Annotated in this window: 27 protein-coding genes; all 27 read right to left on the reverse strand. The window is 59.7% G+C overall.

Features of this window, described 5'->3' with window-relative positions; translation table 11 throughout:
* The 27 genes from KHO33_RS05640 to KHO33_RS05765 all read right to left on the reverse strand — a co-directional run bounded on the left by KHO33_RS05640 (position 1) and on the right by KHO33_RS05765 (position 15,440).
* The gene (locus KHO33_RS05640; protein ID WP_211629166.1) at positions 1–345 is read right to left on the reverse strand and encodes a carboxypeptidase-like regulatory domain-containing protein; all 345 of its coding nucleotides are present in this window, start codon (positions 343–345) and stop codon (positions 1–3) included.
* Entirely contained in the window at positions 345–659 is a 315-nt protein-coding gene (locus tag KHO33_RS05645; RefSeq protein WP_211629167.1) for a hypothetical protein, read from the reverse strand. Before KHO33_RS05645 ends, KHO33_RS05640 begins: the two co-directional genes overlap by 1 nt.
* A 91-nt stretch (positions 660–750) precedes the next feature.
* Positions 751–1,050, reverse strand: coding sequence for a hypothetical protein (locus KHO33_RS05650; RefSeq protein WP_211629168.1), 300 nt, complete (start codon positions 1,048–1,050; stop codon positions 751–753).
* 63 nt (positions 1,051–1,113) lie between these two features.
* Positions 1,114–1,827 (reverse strand): hypothetical protein, encoded by a 714-nt coding sequence (locus KHO33_RS05655; protein ID WP_211629169.1) that lies wholly within the window; start codon positions 1,825–1,827, stop codon positions 1,114–1,116.
* Positions 1,828–1,909: 82 nt separating this feature from the next.
* Positions 1,910–2,884, reverse strand: a complete 975-nt coding sequence (locus KHO33_RS05660; protein WP_211629170.1) for an SU10 major capsid protein — start codon at positions 2,882–2,884, stop codon at positions 1,910–1,912.
* 15 nt (positions 2,885–2,899) lie between these two features.
* Complete coding sequence (locus KHO33_RS05665) at positions 2,900–3,961, reverse strand: hypothetical protein (protein WP_211629171.1); 1,062 nt, start codon at positions 3,959–3,961, stop codon at positions 2,900–2,902.
* Positions 3,962–4,022: 61 nt separating this feature from the next.
* Positions 4,023–4,337, reverse strand: coding sequence for a hypothetical protein (locus tag KHO33_RS05670; protein WP_211629172.1), 315 nt, complete (start codon positions 4,335–4,337; stop codon positions 4,023–4,025).
* Between the two features lie 5 nt (positions 4,338–4,342).
* Positions 4,343–4,630, reverse strand: coding sequence for a hypothetical protein (locus KHO33_RS05675; protein ID WP_211629173.1), 288 nt, complete (start codon positions 4,628–4,630; stop codon positions 4,343–4,345).
* Positions 4,620–4,835, reverse strand: coding sequence for a hypothetical protein (locus KHO33_RS05680; protein ID WP_211629174.1), 216 nt, complete (start codon positions 4,833–4,835; stop codon positions 4,620–4,622). The genes KHO33_RS05675 and KHO33_RS05680 overlap by 11 nt, the downstream gene beginning before the upstream one ends.
* A complete protein-coding gene (locus KHO33_RS05685) occupies positions 4,825–7,104 on the reverse strand; it encodes a portal protein (protein WP_211629175.1) in 2,280 nt (759 codons plus the stop codon). Before KHO33_RS05685 ends, KHO33_RS05680 begins: the two co-directional genes overlap by 11 nt.
* Entirely contained in the window at positions 7,097–7,261 is a 165-nt protein-coding gene (locus KHO33_RS05690; RefSeq protein WP_211629176.1) for a hypothetical protein, read from the reverse strand. The genes KHO33_RS05685 and KHO33_RS05690 overlap by 8 nt, the downstream gene beginning before the upstream one ends.
* The gene (locus KHO33_RS05695; RefSeq protein ID WP_211629177.1) at positions 7,258–8,751 is read right to left on the reverse strand and encodes a terminase; all 1,494 of its coding nucleotides are present in this window, start codon (positions 8,749–8,751) and stop codon (positions 7,258–7,260) included. The genes KHO33_RS05690 and KHO33_RS05695 overlap by 4 nt, the downstream gene beginning before the upstream one ends.
* Entirely contained in the window at positions 8,751–9,233 is a 483-nt protein-coding gene (locus KHO33_RS05700) for a terminase small subunit-like protein (RefSeq protein ID WP_211629178.1), read from the reverse strand. The genes KHO33_RS05695 and KHO33_RS05700 overlap by 1 nt, the downstream gene beginning before the upstream one ends.
* Positions 9,223–9,348 carry a hypothetical protein gene (locus KHO33_RS42590; protein ID WP_268963243.1) on the reverse strand — a complete coding sequence of 42 codons (126 nt, stop codon included), beginning with the start codon at positions 9,346–9,348 and terminating at the stop codon, positions 9,223–9,225. The genes KHO33_RS05700 and KHO33_RS42590 overlap by 11 nt, the downstream gene beginning before the upstream one ends.
* 1 nt (position 9,349) lies before the next feature.
* Complete coding sequence (locus KHO33_RS05705; protein WP_211629179.1) at positions 9,350–9,625, reverse strand: hypothetical protein; 276 nt, start codon at positions 9,623–9,625, stop codon at positions 9,350–9,352.
* Positions 9,626–9,722: 97 nt separating this feature from the next.
* On the reverse strand, positions 9,723–10,148 hold the full coding sequence (locus KHO33_RS05710) for a hypothetical protein (protein WP_211629180.1): 426 nt from the start codon (positions 10,146–10,148) through the stop codon (positions 9,723–9,725).
* A 290-nt stretch (positions 10,149–10,438) separates the two neighbouring features.
* Positions 10,439–10,738 carry a hypothetical protein gene (locus KHO33_RS05715; protein ID WP_211629181.1) on the reverse strand — a complete coding sequence of 100 codons (300 nt, stop codon included), beginning with the start codon at positions 10,736–10,738 and terminating at the stop codon, positions 10,439–10,441.
* A complete protein-coding gene (locus KHO33_RS05720) occupies positions 10,735–11,085 on the reverse strand; it encodes a hypothetical protein (protein WP_211629182.1) in 351 nt (116 codons plus the stop codon). Before KHO33_RS05720 ends, KHO33_RS05715 begins: the two co-directional genes overlap by 4 nt.
* 18 nt (positions 11,086–11,103) lie before the next feature.
* Positions 11,104–11,610, reverse strand: coding sequence for a RuvC family protein (locus KHO33_RS05725; protein ID WP_211629183.1), 507 nt, complete (start codon positions 11,608–11,610; stop codon positions 11,104–11,106).
* Positions 11,604–11,816, reverse strand: a complete 213-nt coding sequence (locus tag KHO33_RS05730) for a hypothetical protein (RefSeq protein WP_211629184.1) — start codon at positions 11,814–11,816, stop codon at positions 11,604–11,606. Before KHO33_RS05730 ends, KHO33_RS05725 begins: the two co-directional genes overlap by 7 nt.
* The gene (locus KHO33_RS05735) at positions 11,813–12,064 is read right to left on the reverse strand and encodes a hypothetical protein (RefSeq protein WP_211629185.1); all 252 of its coding nucleotides are present in this window, start codon (positions 12,062–12,064) and stop codon (positions 11,813–11,815) included. The genes KHO33_RS05730 and KHO33_RS05735 overlap by 4 nt, the downstream gene beginning before the upstream one ends.
* Entirely contained in the window at positions 12,061–12,396 is a 336-nt protein-coding gene (locus tag KHO33_RS05740) for a hypothetical protein (RefSeq protein ID WP_211629186.1), read from the reverse strand. The genes KHO33_RS05735 and KHO33_RS05740 overlap by 4 nt, the downstream gene beginning before the upstream one ends.
* Before the next feature lie 157 nt (positions 12,397–12,553).
* On the reverse strand, positions 12,554–13,513 hold the full coding sequence (locus KHO33_RS05745) for an AAA family ATPase (RefSeq protein ID WP_211629187.1): 960 nt from the start codon (positions 13,511–13,513) through the stop codon (positions 12,554–12,556).
* On the reverse strand, positions 13,504–14,019 hold the full coding sequence (locus KHO33_RS05750) for a histidine ammonia-lyase (protein WP_236074660.1): 516 nt from the start codon (positions 14,017–14,019) through the stop codon (positions 13,504–13,506). Before KHO33_RS05750 ends, KHO33_RS05745 begins: the two co-directional genes overlap by 10 nt.
* Positions 14,016–14,897 carry a hypothetical protein gene (locus tag KHO33_RS05755; RefSeq protein WP_211629188.1) on the reverse strand — a complete coding sequence of 294 codons (882 nt, stop codon included), beginning with the start codon at positions 14,895–14,897 and terminating at the stop codon, positions 14,016–14,018. The genes KHO33_RS05750 and KHO33_RS05755 overlap by 4 nt, the downstream gene beginning before the upstream one ends.
* Positions 14,845–15,042 (reverse strand): hypothetical protein, encoded by a 198-nt coding sequence (locus KHO33_RS05760; RefSeq protein WP_211629189.1) that lies wholly within the window; start codon positions 15,040–15,042, stop codon positions 14,845–14,847. The genes KHO33_RS05755 and KHO33_RS05760 overlap by 53 nt, the downstream gene beginning before the upstream one ends.
* Positions 15,039–15,440, reverse strand: a complete 402-nt coding sequence (locus KHO33_RS05765) for a hypothetical protein (protein ID WP_211629190.1) — start codon at positions 15,438–15,440, stop codon at positions 15,039–15,041. The genes KHO33_RS05760 and KHO33_RS05765 overlap by 4 nt, the downstream gene beginning before the upstream one ends.
* Positions 15,441–15,480: the final 40 nt, after the last annotated feature.

Here is a 15,480-nt window from a genome sequence, read left to right on the forward strand (position 1 = left end):
TCAGCTACTGCTTATCACGCCGCCGTCATTCCACAGCTTGCCCGCCGAGCTGGGCAAAGCCGTAGGCAGATCCGCAGGGAGAATGTCGACGAGAATTACGTCGTTGATGGTCTGAGTCGTGATGCCAGAACCGCTGACGACGATCTGATAATGACCATCGGCAGCGTAGAACGAGAAGCGGCCGTTCGAATCTGTCGTCAGCGTGCCGCCAGGAATCGGCGTGATGCCATTGTCCGAATAGATCGTGGCCGGTGCGCCGCCTGGGTACGTGTTGACCTGCACGGTGGCCGCAACCAGCGGCAACCCGGTCGCCGTGTTCGCGACGCTGTTCTGATATTGCTGCATCAGATCACCTTGTTGGTCGTCCGGAAGGCCGCATACTCCGGTCCCTTCAGGATCTTCATCACGTGCGGCCAGTGCTCCTTGTTCATATAGTCCCAGCCATACTTGTTGAGGATCTCAAGCATCACGACTGTGGGCACGCTCATGACGCGCTTCATGTCGGGCGTCTTGTCGAAGGCACCCTCCGCGGCGCGCGCCTCGTGCGCATGCTTCATTACACCTTCCACGTCCTGCGTGTAGTTGACGACCATCTTGTCGCCTTCCTCGTGGTACGTCGTGCGCATGCCGTCCGGGCTATCTGGAATATTCGGGTTCATTGCATGGTCCACCAGGGTTCAATGCGTACGTAGTCAACGTCTTCGCACCATGTCCAGCGCTTGACGTGGAGAACGGGCATCCAGGTCATGATCAGTGTGTGACGGGTACGACGTTCAGCGTGCCGGTCGCCGTGTCCTCAATAACCGCGATCTGCTCGCCGGGTGCAATCAGGATGACGAGTGGCGGATCGGTAGGCTTCACCAGCATGTCGGTGACTACTGCGGTCGGATTCATGCCGACAGCCACATGACAGTTGGAGGTCAACGCGGAGATCTGAACAGCCTGAACGTTATTTCCGATAACGGTCGAAGCGACCGACGCCGCGCCGAAAGTCAGGTTCTGGCCTTGGCCGGAAATCGGCCGCCACGGCGCTATTGGCATCCATCCCATTTCGTTCTCCAATAAAAAAGGGCACCCCGAAAGGTGCCCAAACTCTCGCCTGAAAAGGGTGGATTAGCTGTAGGTGCCGCGTGCGACGGTCTGCCACGTCGCAGCCGTGAGGCTCGTGAGCGTGACGATGCCCTCCAGCCACGTATTCTGCGCAACCGTCTGAGTGGCGCCGGATAGCGTCCAGCCGGTGTTCGTGGTCACTGTCCATGAAAAAGCACCGCCCCCCGAATTGAGGATGCGCATACGGAACGACGAGCCGATGCTAGGGCCATACATGGACTTGACCATGTTTGCGACGGTCGGCAGTGTCAGCGCTGCACCAGCGCCTAGCGTGCCGGTCATGTTGATATCGACGGATGCAACCCCGCTCGCAACACTTGCCGCCGTCAAAGTGGCTGCGGTCGTCGCCGCGTTGGCCGTATAGCCTGCGGCCGGCGGCGAATCGAGCAGCACCTGCCATGCGCCCGGATTGGCCTCAATGAACGTCGCGGCGCTATAGGGAGGCAGTGCGACGCCAGTGGCGCCAGCTACGCCATTGATCGTATCAGCCGTACCCGAAGCCACGTTGAAGCTGTAGACCTGAATCGGATTCGCGGTGTTGTTGACCAGGAAGACCTTATCGGTCCCCGATCCGATCTGCGGAAGCGCAACGCCGTCGCCATTGTTCGTGCCGGCGGTCGCTGCGGTGGAAGTGTTGACGGTCGTAATGTCCGCCGTGATCTGCGTGGCACCCGCTTGCGTGCGCGTGGTGCCTGCCGTGATGATTGAACCAGCCATTTTGATGCTCCTTGAACCTGTGTCCGGAAAAAGATGGGGCGACCGAAGCCGCCCCGAATCGCCGTGGAGACGCTTTTAACCTTTACCCGAGCGTGTCGAAGATCGCGCCGTGGGCATGCTCGTTGCCGACTTCGAGCGCGTAATCGACAAGCAGCATCTTCTTGTCGCTGTCGCCGGTCTTCGCGAGCGGAATGGTCTGGAACGGCCGCAGATACGCCACGCGGATATAGTTCGGGTTCATGAAGAAGCAATCTGCCGAATGCGCGAGGAAAATGTCCGGGATGATCTTCACGTCACCGAAGTCCGACTGGTACACGTCCACCGCAGTCTTCAGAACCTTGTCCTCGACCGTGATGAAACGCGTGCCCGGACCGCTGAAGCCGGAAATGTTCTGCTTGTTCGCGGGCGAAACCAGCGCATATTCCGGGGATTCGCCCGAAGACTTGAAGATCTTCTGCAACACGCTCTTCACCTGAGCTTCGGTGATGGCCACCGGCGTGCCGTCATAGGTCCGCGTGCTCGTGCCGTCCGTCCAGCCGTTGGCGTTCAGCGACGGGTTCGCGCCGCCGTTGCCGTTCTGAAACACCGTGTTGGTGTACAGCCAGCAAGGCAGGCCCGCCGTCGTGGAAGCAACTGCCGACGAACCGGCATTCTTCGCCGAGTTGTAGGTCAGGATGCCTTCCATGTCGCGCTTCAGCTCTTTCGACTTCTTCATGAGCTGGTAGCCCATCTTGTTCGAGCCGCCGGCCGCAATGACTGCCTGACCCTTGCCCGAGAGCTGGACGACCTTGTTCGAGGTCTGAACGTAGTTGCCCATGCGCGCGGTCGGCGTGAGAACCTGAGCGGCCGGATCGTCGCCTTCAACCTGCGCGTTGGCCAGGTTCTGAGCAGCCAGCGAGTCGGTATCCCACTCGTGATTGCCCTGTGTGGCGCGGTTCTTTTTCGACATGTTCAAGAGCGGAGTCTTGTACGGGTCGACGTTGAAAATGAGATTCGAGAGGTCTTCCCGAATGTTGGTCTGGGTGTACGTCTGGTACGTGTTTGACGGGACCGACATGATTTACTCCGTATCTTATTTCGCGAAGAAGTCGAAGGCTGCGGCCTGCGCATCTTCGTCGCGAGGATTCCGATTAAGGCGCTCAACGACTGCGCGTCGCTTCGCCTCCGTGGGGTTCACATCCGTCCGGGATCCCGGGGCGGCCATCGGAGGCGCTTGCCGGACCCTCTTCAACACTTCGGGATTCGCCGCTTGGAGCGCCTGGTATCGCGTCGCGTCATGCAGGACTCGCATGAAGCGGTGGTCGAATATCTGGTTGAGCTCGGCGTCCTGAAATCCCAGGTTGCGGGCGTACTGCGAAATCTGGCCGCGATCTTTCTCGAAGGCTGCGGGGTCGCGCCAGTCGGGAATCGCGTTGTAGAGCTTTTCGCGCTCCTGCGCGAGGTTCTGCTGAAGGGTCTGTTGCTGCTGTTGCGCTTCGAATGCGGTCTGCTGCTGCAACTGGTTCATGTAGCCCTGAATCTGGCCCTGGCGGTTCTGGAACTCGGCTTGCAGCGCCGCGAATTCAGCCGGGTTCTGCACGCGCAGCGAGTTCCAATCGACTTTCTGGAAGTCCGCATTGAGCATCTGCATGGCAAGATTGCCCAAGCCCTGGTTGTGCTGAAGCTGCTGGCGTGCGAGCGTGCGCACGGCCTCGCGCTCCTGCTCAAACGCGGTCCGCTGGTTCGAAAGCTCGATCGACTTGTTGTTGACGTGGCCTTCGAGCTGGTACGACTTCAGCACCTCGGCGAGCGGTACCGCCTTCTCGACGCCATCGACCTTGGTCGTGACGTGCAGGCCCATGACCGATTCCGGATCGATCTTGTGAGCCGAGAGCAGTTCGTTGAGGCTGGCATAGGCAGGAGCCTCTTGCTGCCCTTCGGCTTCCTGCCCCTTCTCTTGGGCCGCAAACTTGCTGGCATCGTCACCAGCGGCTTCCTGTTCGGTCTGCTGGGCTGTTTGCGACGCTTCAGTACCCAACTCACGCGGCGGCGGTTCGTCGGCGATGCTATGGCTCGCGAAAAAGCTGTCGAACTGCGGTGCGCTGCTGGGTAATGCGGCGCCCTCTTGGGTGGTCGCTGCTGCTACGTCGCTCATTTGATGGCCTCAATAAAAAAGGGCCTCGCGATGGAGGCCCTTGTGACGGGAAATGGTTGGGTTATGCCGCGTATGCCGCGCTGAATTCGTGCATCAGGTTGATCGAGACAATCCGAAAGATTTCTCCTTCGGTAAGTTTCATACCTTCGATGCGGGTCCAATACTCATCTGTCGGACCTTTGTCCGTCATCACCATGAGCAGTTCGAACCACGACAAGCCGCCGCGCTCTGCAAGTCGCTCGATAGTCTGGCTGTGATTCGTCATTGCCTGCTTTTCATGGCGTTTCACAAGGTCAAACGAGACGACCAGCGGCGATGAGAAATGTTGCTCGCGGCACCGGCGCACGCAGGAGTCAAGGATCGGGAATGTTTTCACTTATGTCACCCGAAAATCTTGAAGCGCGCCTTACGCTCCTCGTCCTGCGCGATCTGGAACTGGCGAATCTCGCCGGTCTGCTTGACGTTCTCCAGATACTTCTCAAGCTGATCCCACACCTGAAGCGCGAGGATCAACCGCGTGTGCATGTTCTGCTCGGACAGCGGCACCGATCGCATCTGGCGCTGGATGCCCTCGAGCACGTGCTGCTTGGCTTCGAGAAACACGGTCGAATCAAGCACCAGCGCCGCTTTGCCGCCACGGATGATTTCCGCCTGTTCGTCATGCTCCACGGTTTTGCGCTCCTTGCGTGCTGTAATCGCATTTCGAATAGTCGTGCTTCGGTAGAGTGTCGACATCGACGCCGTGTTGCGCGAGCATCCGATCGACACCGCTGGTGTCCATCTTCCACATGTGCAGTCCAGCGCGAGCGTCCTTAAGGATCTCGACCTGATCGGCGAGCGTCATGGGCTGTTTGGCTTGAGTATCATGATCCACGCTGCACCTCGCTCACATCCTGATTGACCATCGCGCCAGCATCGGCCGCCGCGTTCTGCTTGAGTTGGCTCGCCACGATCTGGCCGATGACCTTGACCAGCGTCTGCCACTCCTGCGAGTTGATCTGCGCCATTTGCGCGTCGCGGTCCATGCCGGCCTGCTGCGTGCCGTGCATGATTTCGGCCTGCGCAGTGATCTGTTCGGCATGCGCCTTGGCAAGATCGGCCTGACTGCGGGCCTGCTCGATCTGTTGCTGGCTCTGCGTCTGCTGCGCGGTGGATTGAGCATCCATCTGCGCGCGCTGCATGGCGCCCTGTTCCTTGATCTGCGCAACCTGCACGGCCGGGTTCGGCTGCGGCTTGTGCTGCTGCATGTACTGCTGATATTCGGGCGAATCCGGGTCCATCGCGTACTGCGTGGCGTTCTCTTCGCCGAGCAGATGGCAGACCTTGCGGAACGTGTTGAAGCCCTGCTTCGGGCCGACGAGGCCGAACGGCGCCAGTTCCTTCTGAGCCTGCCCGAGCAGCATGATGTTCTGGCGCGCTTCCTCGCGTGTGCCGGAACCGAGTCCGACGTTGATCAGCAATTCAGTACGCTCCTTCCAGTCGGCCGGGTTGGCAGTGAGCCAGCGACCGTTGGTGAGCTTCATTGTCATGTCCTGCTGCTGATGCCGGCGCAACAGGCCGTGAATCTTCTCGAAGGTGTCTTTCAGGCCTTCAGCGAGCAGGCGTGCCACCAGCATGACCTTCTTCGCCGCGGCGGCCATCGATGCCAGTTGGCCGCCCTTGGTCACGTCCTGCAACGCATCCGCATCGACGCCCATCGTGTCCTTGCCAATGCCGGTGCGCATTTCGCGCTGCAGGTCGCAGTACTCCATGGCGGGCACGATCTGCGCCATGATGTTCGACTGCATCGAGAGCGGCATGATGACGCCTTCCGGCGGCCCGTCCGTGCGCACGATGCGACCGGGGCGCGAGGTGAGCAGGTCGCCCATATTCACCTTCTGCCAATCGACCGCGTAGCCCTGATTGTTCGCGATGTAGAGGTTGTCGAGGCCTTGGCGGAACAGCGTGGTCTTGATGACCTGAAGGTCGTACAGCAGGTCGTAGTAGCTGATGCCGACGTGCCGGTGCGGCATGCGGATCGGAGAGCCGCTGGTAAAGCTCATTTCCTCGACTTCATCGTTGTCGAGGATCTTGTCGCCGCCCACCATGACGCGGCGCAATTCCGTGATGCCGTCGCCGTCGAAGTCGACGCGGATGTACACCGTGCGCAGGCTGACCTGCTGGCTTGCCGGATCGGTTGGCTCTTCCTCGCTCAACTGGTCGGTGACTTCATCGCGAGCCAGCGAGATCAGGTCGAGCCAATCTGGCGTGGCGATGCTGATGCTGTCGACAACTTCCGGATCGAAGCCCATTTCCTTCAGGTCGGAGCGCGATTTCTTGCATTCGTGCTCGACGAACGGGCCTTCTTCGAGACCATGCCGCGCCTGCGGTGACACGCGCATCTCTTCCGGCGGCACGCATTCGACCTTGGCTTGGCCCACCATGGACGTGCGGCGCAGCTTGATATCGAACGTGGATTGCATCTGCGGTTGCGGAGGCATGGACGGCTGGCCAGGTGCGCCTTGCGGTGGCATACCAGGCGGTGGCTGCATTCCCGATGCAGGCATGACGAGCGTCTGTTCCTCGCGCTGCTCCAGAATCTCGATCTCGTCGCCCTTCTGCTCGGCGTCCTGCAACATCTTCGTCAGTTCGGTCTCGCCCAGCCCTGTGTAGCTCTCGACGCTCGTCTTGCGCTTCTTCAACCAGTACGAGTTGATGTAGCCATTGCGCAGCAGCAGCGCGTCCTTGCAGTAGTCGTGCAGGATGAAGAAGCCCGGATTCTGGCGCATGAACACGTGGTTCACGACCTCGGTCTCGATCTCGGCCTGATCTTCGTCATCCGGCGACTGCGGATCGAACTGCACCGGCTTGCCGCTGCCCACGAAGATCTCCATGAGCGTCGGCATGATCCATTCGACGGTATCGCGCAACTCAGGCATGACGATCTGGCTGCGATCGTCGATCTCGTTGCCGAGCGGGCGCGCGTAGTAGGCATTCAGCGCGTTGTATCGGTCGATTTCGAGCGTTGTCATGCTCTGCGACGCCGGCTTGACGCTGCCGCCCACACTCGGGCCGACAGAGACGCTGGAGCCGAGGGCGGACTTCTCGTACATGCCGATTTGCGCCAGCAACTCCTCGTCGGTCATGCGCTCGCCCTTAGCCATTGCTGCGCCCCGGCTTCTGCACCGTCTTGCTGGCATTCGCCTGCTCAAGCGCGATCAAACGCTCCATGATTTTCGCGTTCTGCTCCGCAGTCATTCGCTTGAACTCGACGAATGCCGCTTCCAGCGCGTGAATCTTCGCTTCCAGTGCAATGCTCATGCGATCGCCATTTTCCCGTAGTTGAGAGGACCGCCCCAATCTATCTTGGTAGCGAGATTTTTCTGTTTCTGGCCCCACTGCCGCAGCGCGTCGGCCGCATTGGAGTGCGAGTCATGCCGCGGGTAGTCTTTCCAGCAGCCGCGCGTCAGATCCCATTCCTTCGAGTACTTCTCAAGGTGGTCGAGGCCTTCCTTGCAGTTTTCTTCGTCGAAATAGGCGCTCGACAGGGCCATGCGCGTCTGGTTGATGCCGAGCGTCACATCGTCGATGCGCGGCACGATATCGATGTTGCGCACAGAGAGGTCTTCGAGCATCTGCTTGATGCTGCGATTCTGGAATCCGGTTTGCAGCCGCTTGTGGTCGCCGTCGTGCGGCAGATAGTGCTTGCCGAAGTTGTAGCCGGTGTCCGTCAGGAACTTGACGAAGTGATCGAGCGTGCGACCGTTGGCTTCGTAGAAGCGCAGGAAGCGATGTTCCGGGCCGATAAGTTGGTGAAACCAGATCGCCGTGGTGTCATTCGCGCCCAAGTCCCAAAACGTGTTGACTGGCACGGACGGTTCATACGGCACGCGGCACAGGCGCCGGTCGCGGCGCAGCATGTCGAACTGTTCGCGATACCACGCACCCTCGTTGGAAGCCTCAAATGCCTCCGCTGCGGTGCTCGGATACTCCCGCTTCATGTCGCCCATCAGAACCATGCGCGTCGCCACGTACCAGGCGCGCTTGCGGTCATTCAACGGGACGCCAGTCTCGCGCTCGATCTTCTCGAAGTACTTGTGATCGTTCGGCGACAGCGTGACTGTGCCGGGATCTGCCTCGTACTCGTCGCGGCCCCACCATGGGAAGAAGTGGAACTTTTCCTCGATCGGCAGGTGGTGACGGTCAGCGCGCTTGCGGGCACGCTCCACCATGTCGTAGAACGCGCCCTCGCGGCCTTCCGCGGTTGACTCGATGAACAGGAAGCCATCCTGAGCCAAGGCCGGTATAGCGCCCGTCATGACCTCGCGCGCCTTCTCCGGATGCTTCGCGCAGATCTTGCCGAACTCCGACACGTGCAGGTATTGCAGCGTGCCGGAGCGCATCGACGTGCCCACGCGGACGCTGGAGTTGTTCGAGAGCAGCAGTTCGCTCGTGCTGTCCTGCACTGGATAGCGCTCGGCACGGATGCCATCCGGCAGACGGTCGTACGCGAACTTGATCTTGTCGCGAAAGATCGTCGTGACGTTTTCCAGCGAGTCAGCGATCACGCCCGCGCGCACGTTGGAGCTGAATACGCACGCGTCGAGGAAGATCAGCTGGATCAGCGTCGAGAAGCCAAGCTGCCGCGCCTTCAGGATGACGTTGCGGTAGTGCAGCGCTTCGAGGAAATCGGCCTGTTCCGCGTTCGGCGTGAACTTGACGACCTCGTTGCGCTTGTTTGTGATCCAGTACAGGTTGTGAAGCCGCCAGACCGGGTCTTTCCAGTCTTCGAGCTTCAGGCGCGGATCCATCACGCACTACCTTTGGGTTTGAGCGTCGTGCCTTCGACGTGCTGGAGCAGCAGTGCGATGGGATTACCGTCCTCGCCGACGTGCTCATTGGTCACGCGGTCGCCGAACTTCTTCCGATTCATCCTGGCAAGCACCCACTTGCGTGCATCGATTTGCACCTTGGCGCGCTCGACCATATCAATCTCGACCGTCTCAACGTCGCCATTGGCCTTCGTGGTCTTTTTGATACCCACGCGGCATTCATCGGCAATGTCGACGATCTGCTCGAAATAATGATCCTCGCGGTCCTTGCATGCTTGGTCGTATTGGGTCTGCAAAGCGTCGGTGAGCTTGCGCCAACCGTTGAAAGTGGCGCGGTCTGGCATTCCGTCTTCAGCACAGATAGAGCGCAGGCTGCCGCCAAGGGCAATGCGCTTGCAGATACCGTCGAATAGCCCTTGCGAGAACTCCACACGCGGCGCCTGCCCTTTCTTACCGGCCATGACGCCTCCGGACCACGCGGATCAGGTAGACGGCCCACTTGACCGCCAGCGTCAGGACGAACGTGATCGCGGCCGCCGCGCAGAAACCGGCGAGCCAACCGAGAGCAGCGGGCATGTCAGGAGCCCAGCTTTTCCCAGGCGTCGTGCGAGTCGGGATGCTTCGTGTTGTTGTGCGTCGCGGTGCGTTCGCCGCGGCCCGGGAATGCTTTCTTCGCTGCCGCGTCGATCTTGACCTTCTCAGCCGGCGTGGCGAAGCGCTCGTAGGATTCAGCCGCCGCGACGTGCTTCTTGTCATTGAGCGGGAAACGGCCGGTCGCGTCGCCCTTCGGCTTGCCGCCAGCGAACTCCTTGGCGGGCATGGACTTGCGCTGTGCTGCGGAAAGCTTGGCCATTTCGGGCTCCAAAAGCAAAAGCCCCGCGAAGCTTGCGCTCGGCGGGGCTCGGAATCTCGGAGTGAAGCTGGCCCGGACCTTCAGGCCAGTTCACTCGTCAATCGACGGAATCGGTAATCAGTTGGCGCAGAGTATAGGCTGCTCTTATTGGATTTGCAATGTCTGCCACCTTTTTCAATCTCTTGTCAATACTTTCTTGAGCATGCCATAGCGCGAAGTCCCATACATGTTCATGCCCGCGCCCCTGCTTCAGCCTCAGCCGACGGCAGATGAACGACGACGGCGCGCGCCAGACGTAGTGGAGCATCAGCACGTCCTTGTCTAGCGGCATCAGGCGCTTCCATGCCTCATTGACGAGGTTGGCGTCGGCCAGATCGACCGATGGCAGGCTGGAAGGCGCGTCCCGGTACATCACGCCCGGCCGGCGATACATGCCCTCAGCGCTGCATGCGCCGCCCTTGCCGCCACCGCCCGAGCGTTGCGCCCGCGACCAGTTCTCAAGCCTCAGTTCGAGCGCTCGCAAGTCCATCCTTCCCCCCCCCGTTGATGGTGATCAATCGGCGCTTTCGAACTCGCCACAGTAGTCGCCTTTCAGAACCACCGGCGACATTCCATTGCCGTCCTTGTTGGGCGTCGGCGGCATGCGCTTGCAAACCAATACGTCGACTTGAATGTAAGGCTGAGGATAGCTGCCGCCGGGCGTATATGCGTCAGAATTGCAGCGCGGATAGTCCGGTTGCGCGCGCTTCTCCGTGACTGCGTGCCGACATTTCTCGCAGCGATTAGGCCGCTCATTACCCAAAGTCGAGAACATCAGAACCACCTCCCGAAGATGCGTTCGAGAAAGCCGGTGCGGATCGGCTCGACAGGTTCGAGCGGAACCAACTTTGGCGGCTCATATGGGGGCGCTTGCTCGAACAGCTTCGCATCAGGCCCGCAATTCGGACCCATTCGCGCCATCTCGCACTTCTCGACGGTGTGCCCGTAGACCGGATCAACCGTTGCCGTGGGATGAGCGCACATCGGGAAAGCGACTACGTGACCATAAGCGAAGTTAGCCAGTGGATGCGGAAGCTTCACGTGCTTGCAGTCCTTGCAGAGTTTCGTGGTCATCCCAACCCCCGCATAAACGCCCGGTGCGCCTCGGTGTCGAAGTGCTGCGCTTCCGGTTTTGGCTCTACGCCCGCATTCTCACGGAGTCGCTGAACCAGTGCGTTGTGCTCCAAAGCCACCTCCTTGACGCCCACCGGCCACGGCCATGCCGAGTTATAGGCCTGCGCAGCCGCCTTTGTGCGAGCCTCATAGCGCTCATCGCCAGGCATGCCGCATATTTCCTGAATGCGCGCTAGCTCCTGAGCGCGGGCCTTCTGCATCTCATGCAACTGGACGTCAAGCAACTCGGTATGCCTCATCGCCCCTTCCGGGTTCTCGCGCGTGCGTTCGTCGATTTCTGAGCACATGTCCGTTTTCTCCTTGCGTTAAACCAGATGCCGCTGACCGTAGCGGCCAATGAGAAGCGCATCCGCACGCCCGTCGTGCTTCTGCAACGGGCAGTACTCCATGCCGAACAAAGAGCGCGCCAGCCGCAGCGATTGCTGCTTAGTGGTCTCCGTCCGCGTGGCCTTGATACCGAAAAAAGACTGCCAGGCTTTGGGCGATACGAAGGCCATATCGAAGCCGCTGAGCTCGCAGACGGTGCAGATCACGGCCTTGGTGGCGGCCAGCGATGCTTGAGACGCCATCGAGCCGTGCCGTTCCTCGCCGCTGCCCATGAAGGCGTTAAGCGATTCCATGACGACAAGGCCTTTCTCGTCGGGCGGCACATTGCGTCGAAGGATCGCCTGCAACGCCTTCGGATCAACCTCGTTGCGAATCTTGCTGGTGCCGGGCTTGGTGCGCACAGGCATGTCGTGCACACCCATGCAGCCATGCGGATTGAAGAACGCCAGCGCGCCTTTGATGCCGGGGTCGATGGCGATCAGCATGGCGCACTCTCCTCGCAGTCACACGGGCCGTTGCGATAGGCAGGCTCGTTATGCGTCGCGCAATCGCTCCAATGCCGCACTTTCATCCTCTCCGCGATCCCGCGCAGCACCGCGTATTCGCCGTCAGTGAGGGCGATGCCGTGCAGGGAGATGCGGCCCGGCTCGATGGTGACGTAGCGAATGTCGCGTTTGGTCGTCTCGGTCATGCTGCCTCCGTCAGGCCGCGCCATTCTTTGCATTGCACGCCGCCTGGATTCATTTCCTCCTCAACCCAAATGAACTTCTCTTCCGCAGCGGTCCAGAATTCACCATTCCATCGCGCCCATAGGAATTTTCCAAGACTGGGCATAGTTGATGGATATCGAACGTGATAAACACCGACATGCACCGGCTTGACATCAGCCGGAAACCAGCCGGTTAATTCGCGCGCGCGGGCGTGGGTAGTGGTGTTCATGCTGGCTCCTTCAGTTTCTCGGTTACTTCGTCGATGACGGGAAGTCCTGAGACAGGGCGAAGGTTCTGGTCGGCAATGGGACGCTCTGTAAAGTAAAAAATCTCTCCGGAGTTAGGCCCGCGAGATACCAACCAAGGCAGCGGCCGCGAGCTGCGAACAAGCCATGCTGGGATGCTGCTTTTTCTGCGCATCTGGTTTCCACAAACGCTCGTGAAGTATTCGCACGGTTCAACCTGACGAATGATCTCAACGACACATCCAACGATTCCGGGTGTTTGTGGACCTAACCCGCCAAAAACCACAATCGCCATATCTCCGATTTTGCAGTTCATGCTCAATACCCCCGATGTGGTTGCGCCTTAGCCTCTGCCTGCGCCTTCTCGCGCTCGACCCTGTAGCGTGCCTCTCTCGGCGATTCCTGAGGCGCTACGGGCCGCGCGTCGTGCTGCTCGCGGATGGCGCGGGCCTGATCGCGGATGGGTTGGTCGTTCATCGCTTCCACTCCTGTTTCCATTTCCCTGCTCCAAAGTCGATGTAACGGCGTGTACGGTCCGGCTGCTCGAGCAATTGCTGGCTGTCTTTGTCGAACCACAGGCTTATCTTTCCTTCCCACGTGAAATGCCGCTGCTTGGCGCAGATCAGGAATGAATCGGGAATCTTGGCGATATCCTCGAGCTTGGCCGGATCGGTTTCGGCCTCGAGTTGCGATTCTTTGCGCTTGTTCCGGAATACCACGAGCACGTTGTCGACCAGATCGGTGATCTCGCCCGCGCCCTTGATACCGAATTTGTCCGGCATATCGGTTTCGCGCTCGCCCTTGCGCATGTGGTGCACGAGGTGTATATGCAGCCCGGTATCTCGAGCGAGAATGCATAGCGAGTCGACGAAATTCTTCTGGCCGGTGTAGTCGTCAGGCGCCAGACCGCATTTCATGAGGCTGTCGATGACGATGTGATCGATGCCAAGTTCCTTGCGGCAGTAGCGCGAAACGGCTATCAGCCGGTCTGGTGTGACGCGGCCGCGGTGGTTGTAAATCCACAGGCGATCGTCCGTCCAGCGGTGAAACTGGTCGATCAGCTCGAGCGTTGGCAGATGCGACCCGGCAGCCTGCCGACACATGCGGCTCATGGTTGCCTCAGGCGCCATTTCGAACGACGCTATGCAGGCTCGAGCGGCGTCGACCATGGCGTTAAGCATGACGTAGCCGATAGCACCGGACTTGCCATGGCCGTTGACACCGGCCCACAACGTGACCTCGCCCGGACGGAACATCAGCCGGTTCTCGACTTTTGACCATGGCGTAGCCTGTCCAAGCGCCTGTTCTTCCTCGCCATGGAAATACTTCGCTACGGCGTCAGCCCATTCCGATGCGCGGCGCACGTCAGCACGGCCGTCGTCCTCATCCTGCACGTAGGCGGCGAAATCGATGTTGTCAGGAATCAGGCGCACGGCTGGTTCTCCGCGGCAATCTGCACAACCAGATCCATGGCTTTGTCGTACGGGATCGGCAGCGTGTCACCGAGCGCCTTCCAGAGCTTGCGGGCGATCATCTCACCGTCGTTCCATGCGCGGATGTGGTCGGCCGGCTTTGCGCGGCGCGGTGTGACCACCATCGGGAACCAGTCGAATAACGCAAAGTCCGTTACCGAGCGCATTTCGCCGCAATCGACACAAGCGCCTTCAGCGAAGGTCAGGATCATGCGTTTCGGCACCGCAGCGGCGATATCGGCCAGCGTGCGAAGAAGCTTCGGGAACGGCACAGCGAGTGAGACGAACAGTTCGACCTCGAGCGCAGCGATGCAATGCCAGTCGCACGATTCGCCCGCTTGTGCATGCAGCGTCAGATTCGTGAACTCGAGCTTGCCGATCAGCGACACCAGCACCGGCAGTTCGGGAATGCGACCGTGTGCGCGTAGCTCGAGCAACGATTGGGCATTGAGCGGCAGGGGATTCACAGGGAACCTCGCATCAGGTCGGCGTATTCGTCGGCAACGGATGAACCGCTCGAGGGAGTTGCCGGGCGATCTTTCAGCCACGCGGCTTCGAACCCTCCCCAGCCGCGGATGCAGCAGGTCTGCACGGCGTCGTTCATCGAAATCCCAGCCCGCTCTGCCTGTCGCAGAACGCCAGCAAAGGCGGTCTCGGTCGGTGCGAGCTTTTTCGCCTTGCGAAGCGCCAGCCAGTCCGATGCGATTTTTTGCTCGACACCCAGCGACTCGAGATGAGCGAGAGCATCGAAGCGTATGTTTTTAGGTTTACTCTTATCTTTCTCTTTCTCTTTCTCTACTCCACCTCGCGTCCCACTTTCTGTCCGACTTTTGTCCGAATCGTTTACGGACTCTTGTCCATAAAACTCATTCATCTTGTCCGCTTTTCGTTCGCCTTTTTTCCGTTTTTGGTCTTCAGCGCGTCGCTTTCCGGACTGGCCGTTATGTTCTTCGAACTCAGGTAACACAAGGGTTTCAGAGCCGTCATGAGTGAGCCATCCAACTGAAATCATGGCGTCAGCGAACCCTTTCCAACCGATGATGTGATCGAGAGTTTCAGGTGTGTATCCGACAAGCACCCCGTCGATGCTGTGCTGATCGAAAATGCACCACACGGCATGCAAACCACCGACGACGCGAAACTTGTCAGATTTGGTTGCGGACAAAATCCGGACAACTTTCGGATGCGTCTGCAATTCGTCACGCATTTTTATCCAGGACATCAAACCATCCTCCACGCGCCGACGAACGCCAGCACGATAACCAGCAGCATTCTGAGGGTGAGAACGTCGCTCATTTGCACCACCCTGCTGCCGACAGAACGACGAGAGGTTGGTGATGAGCAAACACGGCCTTCTCGCGCGCATCCTCGATCGATCCCAATTCGAAAGCCGGGGCTGTGAAATCCTCGCAATCGCCCGGATATTCAATGACGACCGGATGATGCGGCGGGAACTTCTGCAATTCCTCGATGAGTTCTGCGACTGTCATGCTGCGCTCCGGATCTCGCGCAACACGCGCATCGTGACTTCGCGCTCGTTGCGCAGTGATTCAATTTCTTCCATGGCCTCGCGCAGCATCCGTTCGGTTTCAGTCTCGCGTTTGCGCAGGCTGGAAAGGTCATAACCGAGCTGATAGAGCATCCACAGCACGGGCGCATCGTTGCCGCACACCGAGATAAGCCGGACCAGCTTCGGCCACACGATGCCCTCCTGCCCTGACTGCCAGCGGGAGAATTGGGCCTTGTCTACGTCGAGTTCGCGCTGCAATTCCTTGTCGAGTTCATAGCCGGCCGCTTTCGCGCACAGACTGATTGCGCCGCCTAGCGTCTTTTCGCGCTCGATCTCTCTGATCGTTACCTCTACGGGGATTCCGGCCTGTGTGCTCATCGGTTCGCAAGCAAGTTGTGTGGTGTTGAGAGGCCAAAAA

It is taken from the genome of Paraburkholderia nemoris (assembly GCF_905221015.1).
In the GTDB taxonomy this organism is placed as follows: Bacteria; Pseudomonadota; Gammaproteobacteria; order Burkholderiales; family Burkholderiaceae; genus Paraburkholderia; species Paraburkholderia nemoris.